20 protein-coding genes are annotated in these 18,927 nt (G+C 32.5%); 3 read left to right on the forward strand and 17 right to left on the reverse strand.

Annotation, left to right across the window (positions count from 1 at the left end; genetic code table 11):
* Positions 1-116: 116 nt before the first annotated feature.
* Positions 117-998: a cobalamin-dependent protein gene (locus tag ACONDI_RS07130; protein ID WP_241080776.1), complete on the forward strand. Its 882-nt coding sequence runs from the start codon at positions 117-119 to the stop codon at positions 996-998.
* Between the two features lie 10 nt (positions 999-1,008).
* Here the strand turns inward: ACONDI_RS07130 and ACONDI_RS07135 are convergent, their stop codons facing one another.
* The 10 genes from ACONDI_RS07135 to ACONDI_RS07180 all read right to left on the reverse strand — a co-directional run bounded on the left by ACONDI_RS07135 (position 1,009) and on the right by ACONDI_RS07180 (position 10,519).
* A complete protein-coding gene (locus ACONDI_RS07135) occupies positions 1,009-1,476 on the reverse strand; it encodes a hypothetical protein (RefSeq protein WP_241080777.1) in 468 nt (155 codons plus the stop codon).
* A gap of 253 nt (positions 1,477-1,729) precedes the next feature.
* Positions 1,730-4,066, reverse strand: a complete 2,337-nt coding sequence (locus ACONDI_RS07140; RefSeq protein WP_241080778.1) for an FAD-dependent oxidoreductase — start codon at positions 4,064-4,066, stop codon at positions 1,730-1,732.
* 36 nt (positions 4,067-4,102) lie between these two features.
* On the reverse strand, positions 4,103-4,531 hold the full coding sequence (locus tag ACONDI_RS07145; RefSeq protein WP_241080779.1) for a YbaK/EbsC family protein: 429 nt from the start codon (positions 4,529-4,531) through the stop codon (positions 4,103-4,105).
* Between the two features lie 8 nt (positions 4,532-4,539).
* Positions 4,540-5,526: a heparan-alpha-glucosaminide N-acetyltransferase domain-containing protein gene (locus ACONDI_RS07150; protein ID WP_241080780.1), complete on the reverse strand. Its 987-nt coding sequence runs from the start codon at positions 5,524-5,526 to the stop codon at positions 4,540-4,542.
* Positions 5,526-7,625 carry a hypothetical protein gene (locus ACONDI_RS07155; RefSeq protein WP_241080781.1) on the reverse strand — a complete coding sequence of 700 codons (2,100 nt, stop codon included), beginning with the start codon at positions 7,623-7,625 and terminating at the stop codon, positions 5,526-5,528. The genes ACONDI_RS07150 and ACONDI_RS07155 overlap by 1 nt, the downstream gene beginning before the upstream one ends.
* A 32-nt stretch (positions 7,626-7,657) precedes the next feature.
* Entirely contained in the window at positions 7,658-7,960 is a 303-nt protein-coding gene (locus ACONDI_RS07160; RefSeq protein WP_241080782.1) for an STAS domain-containing protein, read from the reverse strand.
* A gap of 86 nt (positions 7,961-8,046) precedes the next feature.
* Entirely contained in the window at positions 8,047-8,448 is a 402-nt protein-coding gene (queF, locus tag ACONDI_RS07165) for a preQ(1) synthase (protein WP_241080783.1), read from the reverse strand.
* Positions 8,441-9,082, reverse strand: a complete 642-nt coding sequence (locus tag ACONDI_RS07170) for a queuosine precursor transporter (RefSeq protein ID WP_241080784.1) — start codon at positions 9,080-9,082, stop codon at positions 8,441-8,443. The genes queF and ACONDI_RS07170 overlap by 8 nt, the downstream gene beginning before the upstream one ends.
* A gap of 70 nt (positions 9,083-9,152) precedes the next feature.
* A complete protein-coding gene (locus ACONDI_RS07175; protein ID WP_241080785.1) occupies positions 9,153-10,013 on the reverse strand; it encodes an aminotransferase class IV in 861 nt (286 codons plus the stop codon).
* Positions 10,014-10,105: 92 nt separating this feature from the next.
* Positions 10,106-10,519: a bifunctional nuclease family protein gene (locus ACONDI_RS07180; protein ID WP_241080786.1), complete on the reverse strand. Its 414-nt coding sequence runs from the start codon at positions 10,517-10,519 to the stop codon at positions 10,106-10,108.
* A gap of 215 nt (positions 10,520-10,734) precedes the next feature.
* Here ACONDI_RS07180 and ACONDI_RS07185 point away from each other — a divergent pair, with 215 nt between their 5' ends.
* Together ACONDI_RS07185 and ACONDI_RS07190 are read left to right on the forward strand one after the other, a co-directional pair.
* Complete coding sequence (locus ACONDI_RS07185) at positions 10,735-11,358, forward strand: flavodoxin family protein (RefSeq protein WP_241080787.1); 624 nt, start codon at positions 10,735-10,737, stop codon at positions 11,356-11,358.
* Between the two features lie 187 nt (positions 11,359-11,545).
* Positions 11,546-12,139, forward strand: a complete 594-nt coding sequence (locus ACONDI_RS07190; protein WP_241080788.1) for a flavodoxin family protein — start codon at positions 11,546-11,548, stop codon at positions 12,137-12,139.
* A gap of 97 nt (positions 12,140-12,236) precedes the next feature.
* On the opposite strand, the gene ACONDI_RS07195 is transcribed toward ACONDI_RS07190, so the two are convergent.
* From ACONDI_RS07195 to pyrF, 7 genes are all read right to left on the reverse strand, one after another.
* Complete coding sequence (locus tag ACONDI_RS07195; RefSeq protein ID WP_241080789.1) at positions 12,237-13,364, reverse strand: site-2 protease family protein; 1,128 nt, start codon at positions 13,362-13,364, stop codon at positions 12,237-12,239.
* 58 nt (positions 13,365-13,422) lie between these two features.
* Entirely contained in the window at positions 13,423-14,553 is a 1,131-nt protein-coding gene (locus ACONDI_RS07200) for a polysaccharide deacetylase family protein (protein WP_241080790.1), read from the reverse strand.
* Positions 14,554-14,735: 182 nt separating this feature from the next.
* Positions 14,736-15,005, reverse strand: a complete 270-nt coding sequence (locus ACONDI_RS07205; RefSeq protein WP_241080791.1) for a hypothetical protein — start codon at positions 15,003-15,005, stop codon at positions 14,736-14,738.
* A 360-nt stretch (positions 15,006-15,365) separates the two neighbouring features.
* The gene (locus ACONDI_RS07210) at positions 15,366-16,184 is read right to left on the reverse strand and encodes an ABC transporter permease (protein WP_241080792.1); all 819 of its coding nucleotides are present in this window, start codon (positions 16,182-16,184) and stop codon (positions 15,366-15,368) included.
* Complete coding sequence (locus ACONDI_RS07215) at positions 16,177-17,355, reverse strand: quaternary amine ABC transporter ATP-binding protein (protein WP_277397820.1); 1,179 nt, start codon at positions 17,353-17,355, stop codon at positions 16,177-16,179. The genes ACONDI_RS07210 and ACONDI_RS07215 overlap by 8 nt, the downstream gene beginning before the upstream one ends.
* Positions 17,356-17,540: 185 nt before the next feature.
* Positions 17,541-18,107, reverse strand: a complete 567-nt coding sequence (gene pyrE, locus ACONDI_RS07220; protein ID WP_420848191.1) for an orotate phosphoribosyltransferase — start codon at positions 18,105-18,107, stop codon at positions 17,541-17,543.
* Positions 18,108-18,177: 70 nt separating this feature from the next.
* Positions 18,178-18,903 carry an orotidine-5'-phosphate decarboxylase gene (pyrF, locus tag ACONDI_RS07225; RefSeq protein ID WP_241080794.1) on the reverse strand — a complete coding sequence of 242 codons (726 nt, stop codon included), beginning with the start codon at positions 18,901-18,903 and terminating at the stop codon, positions 18,178-18,180.
* Positions 18,904-18,927 lie beyond the last annotated feature (24 nt).

Consider the following 18,927-nt stretch of genomic DNA (forward strand, 5'->3'; position numbering starts at 1 on the left):
TTTTATCTCAATTATGTTATTTTAACAAGTTTAATTTAATTTTGATATTAAAATTTATCTACATTTTTGATAAAATAAAAAAGAGCTAAAATACTTAAAGATATGAGGGAAATGCCTTGTCAAACTTTGGAAGTCGTTTAAAAGAGCTCAGAGCAAAAAAAAGGATAAGTCAAAAGCAACTTGCAGAAAAGCTTGGTATTGTTCAAAGTACTATTGCAAACTATGAAAAAGGACTTAGATTTCCAGATCATAACACTCTGATAAAGCTAGCAGGTATTTTTAATGTTTATATCGATTATCTATTAGGACATCAGGCACTTAATAATAAAGGTTGGTATTTAACCCACGATGCCAAAGAATTTATAAATGCTTTTTTTGCCAATGACAAGAAAAAAGCAAGCAATATTGTCTTATCTTTCTTTGACAGTATAAATACTAAAAATGGTCTTAAAAAAGTTTATCAAGAATTATTTGAATATACTATGGAACATATCGGCCTTCTATGGAATCAAGGAAAAATAGATGTTTCAGATGTATCAAGGTTTGCTATATTTTCAAAAGATTATTTAACAATACTAAAGGAGAATGTGCCTTCATTTGCAGACAAAGAAGCAGATAAGAAGATTACACTTCTTCCAGTATGTGGTGAAGAACATAATTTTGGTATTAGAATTATTAATGATTATCTCGAAGTATTGGGCTATGATACTTATTTGCTTGAAGATAACATACCTATCAAAAACTTAGTGTGGTTTGTTGAGCAATACAAAATAAACTTGTTAATGTTATCTGCAACAATGAATTTTAATGAAGATACAGTAATTAATACCATTAAAGCCGTTCGAAGTAACGATAATGACATAAAAATTATAGTTGGTGGTCCTTTATTCAATTTAAATAAAAATTTATGGTTACAAATTGGTTCAGATGGTTATGCAGAAAATATTAATAAAATTGATGAAGTTTTAAAGCACTTAGATTCTTCCATTAACGTTTAAATCACCCTTTTCAATTAACATTATCCTCTCTCCATTCCCAGTAAGTTTTATTCATTTCGTATGTTTTATTAACAATAACTTCTTTTTCGTCCGGAGTTAACCCTGGTTCTTTATAATCCAGGGTTTCTTTTAATTCTATAACCTCCATACTATAATCCACTAAAAATTCTTTTAAATACCCATTATTTTCAGCAAAATTTCCAAGGCGATTTAAATCAGCCATAAATAATGGAGGACTAACTCTCATTAACGATATAGTATCTACAAGGTTTTTAATATTATTATATACTTCTAAAGATTTGTCATCTCCTCCAAATGGAAATCTAACTTCATGTGGATCAATATTATCAGACATTTTTGTCATCAAAATAAAATTCTTATTTACTCGTTCTCTAAGTTCCGCCTCTCTTACTTCATCAAAATCTTCTTCTTTTGCTTCTTCTAAATAGACTATTAATTCTGTTAAATAACTTTCCATATAAGTTATAGTTTCCAAAACAAGATTATGATTTTGCCTTTTATTTTTATCTATTAATTCATTAACTTTATTATAATTATACAAATTAAGTATAAGGCTAACAATTAGTATAGTATAAATAATTATTTTTCTCTTATCAAAATTTAAAATAGCTAAACCCCCCAACAACATTATAAAATTGAATTATAAATTAATCTTAATTATATCAAAATATAATTTACCCGGCCTAAAAAGACCGGGCAAACTATACCTATTATTCTATAGTAATAATGTTGGCATTAGCATCATAATCCGCAATAACACCAGCTAATTTTTCAAAATCACTGGCACTAATCATCGGGCGTCCGTTATACATTTCAAATTTATTTGACAGATTTGTTTCTTTATCATTGTTCCAGACAAGTTCATCTGTTTCCATCGATAATTTTAATTCTAAATCTCCTATTCTTAACCTATAAGTTAGCTCTTCTACATCAAAGAAAAATTGGTCAACATCTAGAACCTTGTTTAACAATGCTATATCTACGTATATTTGATCATCTTCTGTAATTTCAAATCTAGCCCTATTTATTTCCTCTCCTTTTACTACAAGCTGTTCCAAATAGTCATCTTTAATATTATTATCTTCCAGGTAGTTTACAAATTCTTCAATTAATGCATAGATTTCATCTCTTTTTAGCGCTTCATCTTCACGGAGCTTATCTGCAGTATCTTCGCTTATTATACCGACAGAAATAGCTTCTTTAAAAGCTTCACTGTCATCGAAGTCTTCACTGCCAAATTCTTCAATATATTCTAAGAACACTTTTGAAATATCGTTCGCTTTAATATAATCTTCTCCATTATCCACAGAAAAATCTCTTACATGACTAAATGTTCTTCTTAGGGCATTGTTAAGCATATTTTCTAACTGGTCTCCTTTCACATTTTCATCAAATCCAAAATTATTGTCATAGCCCCCATATACAAGGCCTAAAGAGTTCATAAACCTTATCCCATCTAAAGTCCACCGATCTTCCCCTACAAAAGAGTAGTCAAAATCAGTCAAATAAGCTCCCTGTTGTCTTAACGTATCTTGAATCTGCTCGATTGAATCTTCATTTTGTGAAATATCTCTAAAACCTTTTTCATTATTTATCGAGTGAGCCGCTGCCACTCCGGCAGCTTCACCAGTAGCCATACCAATAGGGATTACCCTTGCAGACCCATGTGAGAGTGAGTCAAAACCTGCCGCCTTACCCACTACCAACAGGTCATCGACTTCTAAAGGAACTAAAGATCTAAATGGAATAGAGTACTTATCGGGTGCGTCTAGTACAAAACCTGTATTATGTCTGCCTGTGGGTTGTAAGTCAACTGGATACGAACCAAAGGCTATTTTATCCCAAAAGTCCCTGTGCTCTCTTACATCATTAATAGTCAAATTATATTCTGCCTGAATATGACGTCCCTCTCTTAGGTAAAACTCATCGGCCGCACCAACAAGTTCTACATCCTCAAACCCAACCAAATTCTCTCTCATATGCTCAACTATTCTGGGTAGTTCTTCTTCAATCTGTTCTCTTCCGTCTTCTATGGAGCTTTTATCAAGAGGATTTACATTAAAAATGTGTAACGCATTAACATAAGCACTATCTTCTCCTTGCCTACCCAAGTTCAGACCTCTCATTCGTATATCTTCATCTTTGCTTTCATATTCTTGCATTTCTCGTAAGAATCCCCATGCTGATACATCCGTAGCACCGGACTGATAACTAGCTTCCTCGCTTCTATTTAAGTGTCTTGACATAGTATTCCAATCTATGTTTTCAACTTTAAAGACAAGGGTAGAGACCTGATACTCCCCTATCACTCCTGCATCTTCTAGGCCCACTGTATATGGTACCCCAGAAAGAAAAGCCATATCACCATTTTGGGTTGCATCGATAACTCTTTTAGCACCATAATTAATTAATTTATCATCTTGTAATGTTTTTATCCCATTAACACTTCCATTTTCCACAATAGGCCCTAGAACATTTTTTTCTTTTTTCCAGGTCAAATTTTCTTCTCCAAACACCATATCTTCAAATACTTCTTCTGCCGTATTAGTATTAAATGAGTCCCCTTCTATCTGCTCAAAAAACTCCATAAATATACCACGAGTTATAATTTCACCGTCAGGGTTGTAGTTCATATCAATAGTATTTAAAGCACCTTTTGTCATTAATCCACCTAACCTACTTCTATCGTCAATCAAAAGGGTTTTATTTCCGTTTCTAGCACTTGAAACTGCTGCTGAGATCCCCTCAGGGTCTGTACCTACAACAATAACGTCATACTCAAGACTGTAATTGTAATCTATTTTGTTATCTCTTCTGTTTTCAATTAATTCATGATATTTCTCTTGTTCAATTAATTCTAGCGACTTTTCATCCAGACTTTCAAATCTTTCTTTTTCTTTTGAACCATCATGTTTGTATTCTTCTTCTTTTTGTTCTCTTTGTTCATTACTTGATTCATCGCTTGTACAACCGCCTAAACTAGCTCCCACAGCCAAAAACACAGTCATTACTAAAAGTGTGTAAAAAGTTAATTTCTTTTTTTTCATAACCAATAATTATCTCCTTTCGATTCAATAGTAACATTACAGTTCACTTACTAGTATTTTGGAAAGAATTCTAAAAAGGTCTTTGGTAGTAACTTCATAACAAACTTTATTACAATCTGTAACAATATTAACTATATCATAACTCAATATATTTTTGTCGTAAATCGTATTTATTTTTTTATTTGTCAAACTAATCGGTGATAGAAATTCAATATTAACTTTAGTTAAAAAATTTTCATCTAGCTTTACTTTTATTTCATCCATGTTTAGGGTCTTTTGTCCAGATAAAACCACACCAAAAAACTTATCTTTATTATTTTTTAAAAGATAAGTTTTTAATATCTGAGCTTTATCCACGCTCATTGCCTTTGATATACTTTCAGTTGATATCATTTGTTTACAAAATATATATTTTTTGTAATTTATATTTTCTTTTTCAAAAAAAACTTCAACTTCATCAACCATATTATCACCTAGGCTTTTAGCTTAATCCCTAGCTTTATTAAATATTTGTCAATTATAACCAAAGTAACAACACCAAACAAAGCTATAACTCCCCCAACAGGCCAATCAAAGTATGCTCCTCCTATTGTTAAATATACAGGTACATAAAAGAGGCTTTGCAAAATCCACGCCTGTAAGGGATACATTCCCACTTCACGAAAAACTTTTCCATAGTTATCTAAAAAAAGATGGAACAGTAAAAACACAAAAATAGAAATACCTGCTGAAAAGAACATATAAGATGCGCTTACATCTAACCGAGTCATTGGAGTAATCTGTCCAAAGTGTAAAGCCAAGCCTACAATACTATTGAGCAAACTAATTAGAACAGACTTTTTTATTAAATTTAACTTATTAGTATTGACAATAAGCTCACCAATAACAGTTCCATTAATAATTACGAATAACCAGGATAAAACAGATACAACTCCACCTTCAGCCTGACTGTATACATAAGAATATATTCCAGGTATTTCTAACAATACGAATTGGTAAATAAAAAGAATTGCTACAGACACAAAAATCCTTTTAGTTAAATTTAATTTAACTAAAAGAATTATAAGGCAAAGCCCTAAAGCCCATGTTTCAAGGATGCTCCAGCTATTAAGATATGCATTAGCTACACTTTCTTCAAAAATCATAAGCCGGTATAAAAAATTAGGCGAAGCTCCTACAATGTATAAAATAATCACGCGGAAAAAAAATCTTTTTGCTGGCTGAGTAGCTTCTAGCATTTTAGTTTTATATATAAAATAAGGAAAAGAAAGACCTATTGCAAAACCAAAAAAGGGAGCCACAAAATCTAATGGTAAAATCATCCCTGGCTCCGCATGTCTTATAATATCTGGCGGATTCTTAACAAAAAGTACAATAAAATTAGCTATAAACATTAAAATTATTGCAAATCCTCTAAAATTATCAATACTTTCAACCCGGTTTTTGGCATTACTACTCATTAAAATAAAGTTAGTTCTCCTTCCTCTGAACCTTCGTCTATATCGTTGTATTGTTCAGAATCATCTTCCACATCACTATCTTCACTATCGTCTACACTTTCGTTTTTAGACAAAAACTGTTTAGCTTTAGCTCTTTCTAAATAAGTAGTAAACTGATCGAAGAAACTCACTAACTCATTATCACTTTCTTCCCACTCAGTAATATTATAATAATCCATTATTCTCTTCTTTTCAGCTTTAACCTTATTTGAAACTTCTTTAGAATAGTCAGTCAACATTTTTGTAAATCTAAATATATCATCAGCCGATTTTAACTCTTCATTTATTACTTGGGTTTTATTATATAGATTTTCTACTTCCTGACTTAAAGTTATAACAGCACTTGATATTGCATCTTTTGCAGTTTTTACTTTTTTGGCTGAATTTTCCACATCCTCAAGTGAATTGTTGATAGTATTTTGATTTTCTATGACCAACTCATCAAATTTATCTAAATCATTATTTAGATCAGCTTTTAACTTCTCAAAAGCATTTTTATTATCATTTACTTTTGTTTGTATCAATTCTACAATTGTATTTATCCTATCTCCAACTAACTTACCCTGATTATCAAGCCTGCTAACTTCAATGTTTGAAAGCAGTTTGACCTTCTTTAAAAAGTTAACCTGTTTATAAACTCTCTCTAAACCTTCACTCAGATTGTCTATATTTACATCAAAAGAATTTTTTTGGTCAATCAAATCATTTACATCGCCCTTAACTTCTTTAAGGAGATGGATGAAATCATCCATGGATTCAGTTAATTCCTTAAATGTATGTCCGACCGCTGAACTTGCTTCCCTTTCTTTATTTTCAACATCTTCATTAGCTTGAGAAGAAGGTTCTGATGCCAAAAATTCAGATAATTGATTTGAATCATTCTTCACCTCATATAGATTCTCTACCAAATTTTCAGAAGTGTTAATAATATCGTTTAAAGAATTTTCAAGTTGTGTTTTGACATTTTCTCCAAGTTGAGATAATAAGTCTATGCCTCGATCTAGGAAAGTTATTAAATCTAGTATCCTATCTTCTTTTTTTTGTTTATCTTCTTGATGGCCATCCTGTTTTTCTTTATTATATTCATCATCATCATCTTCTCCATAATCATGATCTTGATTTTCGATCTCATTATAATTTTCAGCATCATACAACTCGTTGTTAGTTTTATGATGTTCATCGTCTGTATCTTCTGTAATTAAATACTGTAGCTCATCAAATTTTCTCTCTAAAACATGAAGGCACTTTATTAAATTCTCTAAGTTTTGTCTTATAATATCCTGGCGCTGTATAAATGTCATTAACTCCTGAAATGGTTCTGTCGCATTCTTGACATTTTGAATCAAATCTTTCAATAATTCACTAATAGATTTCATTGATTTTAATATTATTATTAAGTTTTCATCTAAATCTTCACTATGTTCTTCAACTGCTCTTTCTCTTTTTTTAGTTATATCATTGATTTTCTCCTTAAAATCTCCGTGCCACTTTATAAGCTCATCGGTAGAACTATTAATGTTATTAATATTTTTTTCTAAAGTGCTTGAAGTTTCCCTAAGATTATCAGATATAACATTAAATCCTTTACCCTCAGTACCTAACCTTGCAGAAAAAATTATAGAATTATAAGATATCTCTTTCACTTTTAAGAGTATATTTTCCATCTCTTTTAATAGTTCTAAAAAATTATCAAAAGATGTTTTTTCTCCATCTTTGATAGCTGAAAAATTTGAAAGTATTTCGTCGATCTCTGATTTATTAATTAATAAATCACTTACTTTTTCAAATTCTTCTTTTATCTCCTTTAATACTCTAGAAACAAAAAACGAATCTAAGGAAGCATCTTTTAAGTCATCAACATCTTGAGAGTCAACAAAATAATCAATTAAAATTTCCGTTTCTTGATTGGTCAAGTCAATATTTTTTTCAATTTCTGGAAGCGTCTCATGCACTATAGAATAATAATTATCTGTTTTACTAATAAGATTTTCAGATATTTCTACTAAATATCCTAAATTTGTCTTTATTTCTTTTTCAAGTGCTTCAGGTTTATCGGGCATACTAATCCCCCTAGTGTAACCTTTTTAATTAATTATTCTTCCATATCTATAACTTTGTCCAAATGAATTAATGTAAACATACTTTTAACATTTTCGTTTTTCACATTAGTCACCTTAAGTCTTCCTCCTCTTTCCTTTAACTTCTTTTGAAAAAGCAGTATCTTACCCAGTCCAGAGCTATCTATACCGTCAACATTTTCGAAGTTTACATCTATATTGCTGTATCCTTCATTATAAAGTTCCAGAAGCTTATCCTTTAGTTCTCCTGAATTTGTTATATCTATTCTCTTTCCCGGATAAATAACAGCAAGGTCGTTCCCCTTATTCACTTCCATCCTGAATTCCTCCATTTCGCACTATTTATTTATCATTTTAATATTTCTATAATTTAACTCAAATTCCTTTATTATTTTAAATTAAGTTAAGGAAACTTTGCTTTAGCTACAGTTTTTATTCCTCCTCTAGGATAAAAATCTCCTGTAACTTCCATTGACAAAGGTTCAATTAAATCAACAAGGTGATTCAAAATTTCATTAACTACGTGCTCCTGAAGAATACCAACATCTCTATAGGAGTGAAGGTAATATTTCAAGGATTTTAATTCAACAAGTTTTTCTTTAGGAACAAACTTAATTGTCAGCGTACCAAAGTCCGGCAGTCCGGTCCAAGGACATACAGATGTAAACTCCGGGTATACAAATTCCACTTCTGTCTTTTTCCCTGGATAATCATAATCAATAGCTTCTAATATTTCTACATCAACGTCCTCTTTTGTGGCTGTATCAAACCTTCTGTCTTCATATTTTTTCTCGTTGTCATTCACTGGTCCTTACCTCCTTACTTAATTCTCTTTTTGCCCAATTGACAGTTAAATAACAAAATGGTGTATCTAATACTGCAAAAAATAACTTAATAACATACTGGCTGATTATCATGGTAATCAATACCGGCATTGGAACCGTCCCCAAAAAACCTACACCTATAAATATTACACTATCAAATAACTGACTTAATATAGTTGAAAAATTATTTCTTTGCCATAGATGTTCTCCTTTGGTTATATTCCTCCAAAAATTAAAAAACCATACATCAAACATTTGTGATCCAAGATAAGCCATTAAGCTAGCTGCTACCATTCGAGGCACTGTACCAAACACAGCTTCAAAAGCAGCTTGATATCCCCATCCTTCAGCTGGTGGCAACCACAAAGCAATTTGAAATAAAAGTAACATTAAAATGTTCATAAAAAACCCCAGCCATACAACTTGTTTAGCAGTATTCTTTCCCCATACTTCATTAATCGTATCTGTAATTAAAAAAGTTATTGGAAAGACAATAACAGCGGCGGGAACAGTAAAATTCCATATTTCCACCAATTTGCCAGCTATTATATTAGAAACAAGCAAAGAAGTAATAAATAAACTAGATAAAAGAAAAAGCTTTTTGTTTTTATTCAATTATTATACCCCCTGTTTTTTTTATAGCAGGGTTGCCGCGACCTGCTAAAATTTAATTATCTTTTTTCATTTATCTTTTTGTATTTTTTTCTATATATTCATCTAATTTTTCTTGCAGCATAAAAGTTATTTCATATTTTGATACTTCGAAACTCATCATATCTATTTGATTTATTGGCATAACTCTACAACTAGTACTAGATAAAAAAACTTCATCACAGTTTAATAATTCTTCTTTAGTTAAAAAGACCTCCTCATAAGGTATCCCAACTTCTCTTGCTAGCATTAAAACAGTTTTACGCGTAACTCCAGGTAGTACCCTCTTTCCTTCCGGGGCAGTATATAAGACACCGTCTTTTATGCCAAAAATACTGGTGCTAGTTCCTTCAGTAACTCCAGCTGTTTCATGGACTTGGATAGCTTCAAATGCGCCCTCCTGTTTAGCCTTTTCTTTGTAGATACAATTTGGAATAAGGTTTATAGTTTTTATATAACATCTATCCCAGCGTTCATCTGGCACCAAAATTGTCTTAACGCCTTTTGTTCTTCTTCTTTCTTCTTCCTCAGGTTCAACATAAGTTGGAATAATATAAGCAAATATAGTAGGGTTTGCGTTCTTAGGAAAATCATGCTGCCTGGGAGCAATTCCTCTAGTAACTTGGAAATATATTAATCCTTCGTTTATCTCTGATTTGTTCATAAGTTCCTCGGAGAGTTCTTTTAACTCATCATAACCTGGATAATTTTCTAACATAAGTCCCTTAGCACTATCAAAATATCTGTCTAAGTGCTCATCAAATTGATAAATCCCACCATTTTTTATATATATAACTTCGTAGACGCCATCTCCAAATAAAAATCCTCTATCAAAAGTAGAGACTTTGGCATCTTCTAAGTTATAATATTCTCCATTAATATATGCTATAGACATATTATGGAACAACTCCTTTCAATGAATACAGATAAATAGTATTATACTAATTTATATTTATATATCATTATTTACTTATCTATTGTTCATTTTTATTGTTCATCAAGTAGATCCTCATAGTCGCAAGTAAATTCAACTAGTTGGAAATTTATAAAAATTGGTGCCTCAAATCTCAACGCCAACGCTATTGCATCACTAGGACGAGAATCTATTTTATGTGTAACACCTCCACTTTGAAGATAAATTTCAGCATAAAATATATCTTCTCTGACATCTGTGATAACTATTTTTTCTATATATCCTTCTAGAGTTTCGCATAAAGTTTTAGTTAAATCATAAGTCATAGGACGTGGAGGTTCATAGTCCTTCAGTATTGATATAATTCCCTGAGCTTCAAAAGGACCAACTACTATAGGTAGAACTTTAGTTTCTTCCATATCAGAAAGCAAAACCGCATATCCATCACCCTCATTGGTAGTACCTATTCCTTTTACTTTAACCTCCAAAACATTTACCTCCTCATAAGTAAAAATATTTATCTACACAATGTTCTTTAAGCGGTAATCAAAATCCTTCATATATAATTAGAAAAGGGGGTTAAGCAAATAGTATTAATTTACAGAATTTTTTTCTCGTGTTATAGTATTTTATGAGATTGGAGTTGATTTATCAACTCTTATTTTTAAATTAAAAATAAATTATCTCTTGGGAGGAATATAAAATGAAAATTTTAGCTATCAATGGTAGCCATAGAAAAGGTATGAATGTATCAAAAATGCTAAACGCAGCATTAGAAGAAGCTAAAAAGCAGGGTGCTAGTACCGAACTAGTTGAAATTACTGATTATGAAATAAAACCATGTATCTCCTGCAATAAATGTCTTTTTAAACCTGAATGTAAGATAGATAACGATGATATGAAAGAATTGTATGATAAACTCCAGGAAGCTGATGGTATAATAATTGGTTCTCCGGTTTATTTTTCTAACGTGACAGGCAGGTTAAAAACTTTCATGGATAGAACAAGACCCTTACATATGACCAAAAATTATTTAGAAGATAAAGTAGGAGCAGGTGTTGTACATGCAGGACTAAGAAATGGAGGACAAGAATTAACCCTAGAACTTATACAACACTTTTTGATAGGACATGGATTATTAGTAGTAGGTGATCGAAAAGGCAAACAACCTATTATTAGCCTTGGAGCTATGGGAACCATGTGTGAAGATTTCGATGGAAAGAAACTGGAGTTTAAACAAAGTGTTGAAGAAGATGACCTTGCAATGGAAAGCAGTAGAAGAGTCGGAAAAAACGTTGCAGAGTTAATCAAGAAGTTGAGTAATTAACTAAACCTTTTAATTCCCCCACTTTATGTTGCTCGGGGGAATTATTTTGAAAATAATAAAATTGGATTTTTCAATAGAATAAATAGGGTTATAGGGGCTAATAAAGACAAAGATAAACCCTGTATAGTTTTATGTAAAAAATAGTAGGTTTGTAGCTAAATAATAAATTTTAAAGGAGGCATAAAAAATGTATATTTTAGGTCTAAACGGCAGTCCAAACACCAATGGCAATGTAAATCACTTGCTCGAAATAGCCCTTAATTCAGCAAGAGACCACGGTGCTAGCGAAATTGAAATTATTCAAATAGGCAAGAAAATGATGGAATCTGATAACCCTTTTTGTTCCCATTGTTCTCATCCTTGTGAAGATATTGAATGTGCAGATAGCAATATAAATAAAGTTCTAAGTAAGCTTGGAGGCGCTGATGGAATTATACTTGGAAGTCCTGTTTATTTTGGTACAGTTTCCGGACAGTTAAAAGCTTTTTGGGACAAAACTAGAGCACTTAGGACGAAGAAACAACTATTAGATGTTCCTGGAGGTGCAATAGCAGTAGGAGGGGCAAGATTCGGGGGACAAGAAACAACTCTTCGCACCTTACACGATATGATGCTAATTCAAGGTATGACTGTTGTTGGAGACGGAAGTTTCTCAACAGATGCAGGACATCAGGGGCCAGTTGGTCAAAAAAATGTTAAGGAAGACGATAATGCTTGTAATAGAGCCAAAATCCTTGGAGAAAGAATCGTTCAAACTGCAAAAAAACTAAAAAGCAATTAAAAACAATCAAGTTAGTTATAAAGGTTGCAAACATATTGATGAGAAAAAAAGTAATAAGGTCTAATGATGCCGATATCATTAGACCTTATTACGAAATTTACTGCTCTGCAATGCCATCAAACATAGATTTCATTTTTATAAGCCTCATCATATCAGTATTACTAAGTATTCCTTTAAGTTCACCATCTTCCATGACTAATATTCTACTAGCATTATTATTAGCCATTTTCATCATGGCTTCTACAGCTTCCTCGTCAGGTGTTAGAACATAGCACTCTTCTGTTGGAGTCATTATATCATCAACCCTTGTTAAATACCATTTATTTTTGGTGATGCCCTTTACACCATTCAAGGTAACAATACCACTTACACTTCCATCATCTTCAACTACAGGAAATGCGCCTACTTTATATTTATAAAATTGATCAATTAATTTCTCTACAGTAATATATGGCGGAACAGTAATTACTCTATCTGTCATTACATCTGAAACAGTAATGCCCGATAAGCTGTTTTTAAGAACCACCTGTGTATAACTTGAATGACCTGCTTGGTATAATAGCCATCCCATAAGCACATACCATAGTCCAATTAAAGAGGTTGTAAAAATAACTATAAAACCAAAAGATATAAGTAAAAAAGCAAATATACTACCAGCATAAACCGATATTTTAGTGGCATTCACAAGGTCATTTTTAAATTTCCAAATCAAGGACCTTAATATTCTTCCCCCATCTAAAGGAAATGCAGGAACAAGATTTATGATGCCTACTACAAAATTTATCCTGGCAAGGAAAAATAATCCTTCGCCAATTGGTGTTCCAGACTCAAATAGTAAATACAACCCACCAAAAATAAATCCAAGTACCACACTCGAAAGGGGACCCATAATAGTTATTTTTAGTTCAGAAGATGGTGTAGTTGGTTCTTCTTCTAGGTGAGCAACTCCACCAAAAATAAATAGTGTTATCCTCTTTATTGAAATACCCTCTTTAATAGCAGTAAGTGAGTGCGCAAATTCATGAACAAGGACAGATAAAAATACCAATAAAGTTACAACAATTCCCATAATTAGATAGATAGACTCATCATATTCTGGTACGACATTAGGAAAATAGCCTACAGACAAGCTATATGTAAATAACAAAAAGACCAGTATCCAGCTAATATCAACTTCTACGTTAATTCCAAAAATTCTCGCTATCTTTAATGAGTTTTTAAACAATGGCTCAGCCTCCTTCTTTAATTATTTAAAATAAAAAGGCCTTTTGAAGGCCTTTTTTTTAAATAATTTCACTTACAGTTACAAAATCATAACCTCTTACTTTTAGATTATATATTATTTCCGGCAGTGCGTCTACAGTTGACTGATAACCTTCACTACTTCCTGCAGAATGAAGCAGTATTATTGAATCAGGGTGCAAATCTTTTAGTACATTAATCAATATTTTATCCGAATCCATATTCCACCAATCCCAGGTATCAATAGACCAATTGACTACATTATAATTTTCTTCAACTAAATACGGCATATTATCAATATCCAAATCCCCATAAGGTGGTCTAAGCGTAGCTGCTTCTTCTCCTGTATATTCTTTAATTATATCACTTGTTTTGTCTATTTCCTTTTCAAATTCATCTTCTGGTAAATATCTTAAATTCGGGTGAGACCAGCTGTGATTGCCTACTTCATGTCCTCTGTCAACTGTATCTTTTAAAACATCAGGATAAGATTCAATATTTTGGCCTACATAATAGAAGGTTGCCGGTACATCATACTCATCTAGGATCTCCAATATTTGCGGAGTATATTTTGAGTCTGGTCCATCATCAAAAGTTAGTGCAACTTTTTTCTCACCAGTAGATCCTCTTTGGTAGAAGTTATCAGGGTAAAGGCTTAATAAACCCTGTGTAGTTGAAATAACATTATCTTCGATATCAGCTTCATCATTAACAACTTTTGTGTCTTTTATTTCATTAGTTTCAACAGTTTCTAATGAGTTAGAAGTACCTGAAGAACTAGCGCTTATATGAGGAGGCATAGTCACTATTCTTGGAAGCGTGATTTCCTGATCAATATAAATTACATCTGAGTCCTCAATATCATTTATTTCAGTTAACTCCTCAATGCTAAACCCGTAGTGACTGGCTATATTATTCAGTGTATCCCCTTCACTAACAACATGTGTATCTTCGCCTTCTTTTGGTATTAGTAAGGCCTGTCCATCATAAACTAAATTAACATCTTTTAATAGATTTAATTCACTTAATTCCTCAGAATTCACATCATATTGATTCGATATTTCAAATAAAGTTTCACCTGCTTCAACTCTGTGTAATTGTAAAGCAGAAACCTCACCGGACATTGGAACAAATATAACGAAAAAAGCCAGAATAAAAGTTAATAACTTCAATCTATCTCCCCCTTATATCCTATTCAATTTATCTACTATAATAAATATTTAATATCATCAGCAATGTAAGTACAATGTAGTTATTTATGCAATAAAGGGGGAATTTTACAGTGATTAAATAGGAGGCAAACTTTAAGTTTGCCTCCATATCTATAAAAATTACAATCTACATCACTTAATAGCTATTTAGATTTTTCTTTAGCTTCCAGAAAGTGATGATATCTGTCTTCTAATTCCTTCTGATATGATTGAAGACTAGCATCCTCTCTAATTGCAACAAGGATGTTATTCTTATTCTTTTTTCTTGCTTTTTCATGCAACTGCCTTACAATTTTGTTAGCCCTGTCATCTTGCTTCAAAAACTCCTCGTAATATTTCTTCGAATAAGTTGACACCTTTGGATTTTTGCTTTTGAAGATTTCTTTTAGTTCAACTATCCTGTTTTTGATCATTATTAACCCTCCTTTTTCTGTCCCGATAATGTTATAAGTAATTTCAAACCTTCTGAGCAAGAATTATTGCGTGTATACAAGCATTATTCTTGCTTAAAAAAAAATAAATCAGCATTTCTGCTTATTACTATTTTCTCCTCTAATATAGTCTGTGTCAAGGGGTTATCAAATTTTTTTAATAAATTAATTTCTACCAGTGATTTTGGTGCCAAAAATTCTAATATTTTTAATCAAAAGGCTCTTTATAGTTAATTGTTGAACAGAGCCAAACACAAAAATATCGGCTTTTTAGAGTAGTATCTAAAAAGCCGATATTTTTAAATAATAATTAAATTTCATAATTAAATTTTTTTGTACAAGCTACAGTTCTTGTAAGCTCTGTGTTATCCTGTCTAGATAAATGGCAAGTATAACAACAGCCAAGCCACCTTCAAAACCGAGTCCAAGCCTAAGCTGCTGGATCCCTCTTAAGACAACTCCTCCAAGTCCACCTGCGCCAATCATAGACGCTATAACAACCATCGATAGAGACAACATAATTGTCTGGTTAACGCCGGCCATTATAGTCGGAATAGCAAGAGGAAGCTGAACTTTGGTTAACATCTGTCCAGATGTTGCACCGAACGCTCTGGAAGCTTCAATAACTTCTTCATCTACCTGGCGAATACCAAGGTTTGTAAGCCTAATTGCAGGCGGCATAGAGAATATAACGGTTGCAATAACACCTGGCACAATACCAAGTCTAAAAAAGATAACTGCTGGAATTAGATAAACAAACGCTGGTAAGGTCTGCATAAAGTCTAATATTGGCCTTATTACGGCATTAACAGTTTCATTTTTTGCTGCAAGTATACCTAATGGGATTCCAATACCCAGTGAAACTACACCTGATATCAAGATCATTGATAAGGTAGTCATAGTTTGTGGCCACAATTCCATGCTATAGATCAAAAACAAGCCCACTATAGAAAATATGCCTACACCTGTCCCACTTAACCACCATGCAAGGGCAGTAAGAGCTAAAATTATCACAATTGGAGGAAAAAACAACAACCCTGCTTCAAGAGAATCCACAGCAATACTTATCACATATGATATAGCTCCAAATAAAGGCCCTAAATTATCGTTTAGCCAGTAAACAATAGTCTCAAATATGTCACCTATAGGTAATTTAATCACTCAAATCACTTCCTTCTGCTAGAGATGCTAACACCGAAACTCTGACTATAATCCCTTCCAATTTGTCATCTTCATCAACTACTGCAATTGGATAATTGGTCTCTGCTGCTGTTGGAATAAGATCGCTTAAAGGAGTAATTGGTGTTGTAGTTGGAAAATCTGTTTTTAAATATCCCTTAAGACTTTTTTCATTATTTTTTAAAGCTGAAAGTGCATCTTCGTCTTCAATTATGCCCTGTAATTTTTTGTTTCTGTCTACAACAAATAGGTTCGAGAATCCATGTTTCTCCATTGTCCTCAAGGCTACCCTCGGACCATCATTAATATCAATTAGTACATCTGGTCTCTTCATAACCTGGCCTGCGTTTAGTACTTTAAGTCTATTAACATCCTTTACAAACTCTTCCACATAGTCAGTCGCTGGATTTGATAAGATCTCTTCAGGTTCACCAACTTGGTCAATAACACCATCCTTCATTATGGCAATCTTATCTCCAATCCTAAGAGCTTCATCTAAGTCATGCGTAATAAAAAGAATAGTTTTGTTTAATTTTGATTGAAGTTCCAAAAGTTCCGTCTGCATGTCTCTTCTGATGAGAGGGTCTAATGCACTAAATGGCTCGTCCATCAGCAGTACGTCAGGATTTAGTGCAAGTGCTCTAGCCAATCCAACCCGCTGCTGCATACCTCCACTAAGACCGCTAGGCTTAGCCGAGGCCCATCCTTTTAGTCCTACCTGATCAAGAGCTTTCATCCCTGCTTCTTCTCTTTCTTTTTCATCTACATTTTGAATCTCTAGTCCAAAAACCACATTGTCAAGTACTGACTTATGCGGGAGTAAAGCAAAATGTTGAAATACCATCCCTAGTTTTTTCCTTCGTGTTTGTCTTAACTCTTCATTGTTCTTTTTGACGATATCTTCTCCATCAATTTTTATTTCACCACTGGTTGGTTCAATCAATCTGTTAATACATCTGATTAAGGTAGACTTACCACTTCCCGAAAGACCCATAATAACAAATACGTCACCTTCGTTAATATCAATATTGGCATTGTTAACCCCAACTGTATTACCGGTCTTTTCAAGGATTTCTTCTTTGCTTACGCCTTTTTCTAGTAAGGGAAATGCCCTTTCGGGACGTGGTCCAAAGATTTTGTATAAATTCTTCACTTCAATTTTAACATTTTTGTTAGTTGCTTCATCGTTACTAATTTTACATCTACTCCTTTCATTTAATTTTAAGTTTTAATTAGGTTAAATACTAGCCAGGTCAGAAAATGAGTAATAATAATAAATATAGACAGATATATTATAACAATAAATTTTATGATAATAAAGTACTTTAATAAAGTACTTTACCTGCTTCCAGGCTTAACTAATGGGATGTTTTTTTCACACAAGGGGCAGGATGATGTTTCATAATTGTTTATATCAAGTTCTAGTAACGATATATATGGCACTTCAAAAACATCTTTTCCCTGAGTTCTGTTTATAATGGAACTTACGGCAGTAACTTTACCCCCATGATCTTCTATCTCTTCTATTACTTCTCTAGCTGACCCTCCAGTTGTAACCACATCTTCTATGACTAATATACTTTCTTCAGGCTCAATTTTAAATCCTCTTCTAAATTTCATTTTATCATCTTTTCTCTCTGCAAATATATTTGGCTTTGATAAAATCTTAGAAATTTCATACGCTGGCAAAATTCCTCCCATCGCAGGCCCTACAATTTTGTCAAAACTAAAGGCATTAAGCTTTTCAGCTAATTCTTTACAGAGTTTGTTTGCTATTTCTGGATATTGAAACACTTTGGCGCACTGCACATATCTATCACTATGTAATCCAGAGCTTAGTAAAAAATGCCCTTCTTCTAAAGCTTCGGTCTTGTAAAGTATATCTATCATTTCTTCCTCTGACAAAGCCATCCTCTACATTACTCCCTTCTATATATTAATGTTTGTAAATAGAATATTGCTCATTCGTTAAATGTTATTTAAATTCATCTAAAATTTTAGAAACAGCTTCTTTTGGCTTACTAGCTTTTGTTATTGGACGACCTATAACTAGAAAGTCTGCACCATCTTGAAAAGCTTCTTTAGGAGTCATTATTCTTTTTTGATCATTACTTTGACTCCAAATAGGGCGAATTCCTGGACATACTACAGTGAAATCCTCTCCACAATTTTCTTTTATCACTTTGACTTCTCTAGGTGATGCTACAACACCATCAAGACCTGCTTCCTTAGCAAGATTTGCTTTTTTTAGAACTAATTCATCAGTGTATCCTTTATAACCTCCTATATCCTCTAGATCCTTTTTCGTCATAGAAGTTAATACAGTAACTCCAATTAAGTAAGGCTTTTTCACGTTTAATTTTTCTGCTTCTTCTTTCGTTGCCAAAACAGCCTGTTGCATAGTCTCAATGGCAGTAACATGAATATTAAACATCCAAACACCTTTTTTTACAGCTTCTCTTGCTGCAGCATTAACAGTATTAGGGATATCATGAAATTTAAGATCTAAGAAAACATTCTTTTTTCTTTCATTTAATGTATCTACCATTTTGCCATCACTAGCTAAGTACTGTTCTAAACCAACTTTATAATTTATAACATCGTCATCTAAAGCATCTATTAAGCTTTTTGATTCCTTGACTGATGAAGTATCTAGGGCAACAATGATTCTATCTTTTAAATCCATTTTAATATCACCCAAAGGCTTTTCCTCCCTATTACGAAG

The sequence above is a fragment of the Natranaerofaba carboxydovora genome (assembly GCF_022539405.1).
Classification (GTDB): Bacteria; Bacillota; Natranaerobiia; order Natranaerobiales; family Natranaerofabaceae; genus Natranaerofaba; species Natranaerofaba carboxydovora.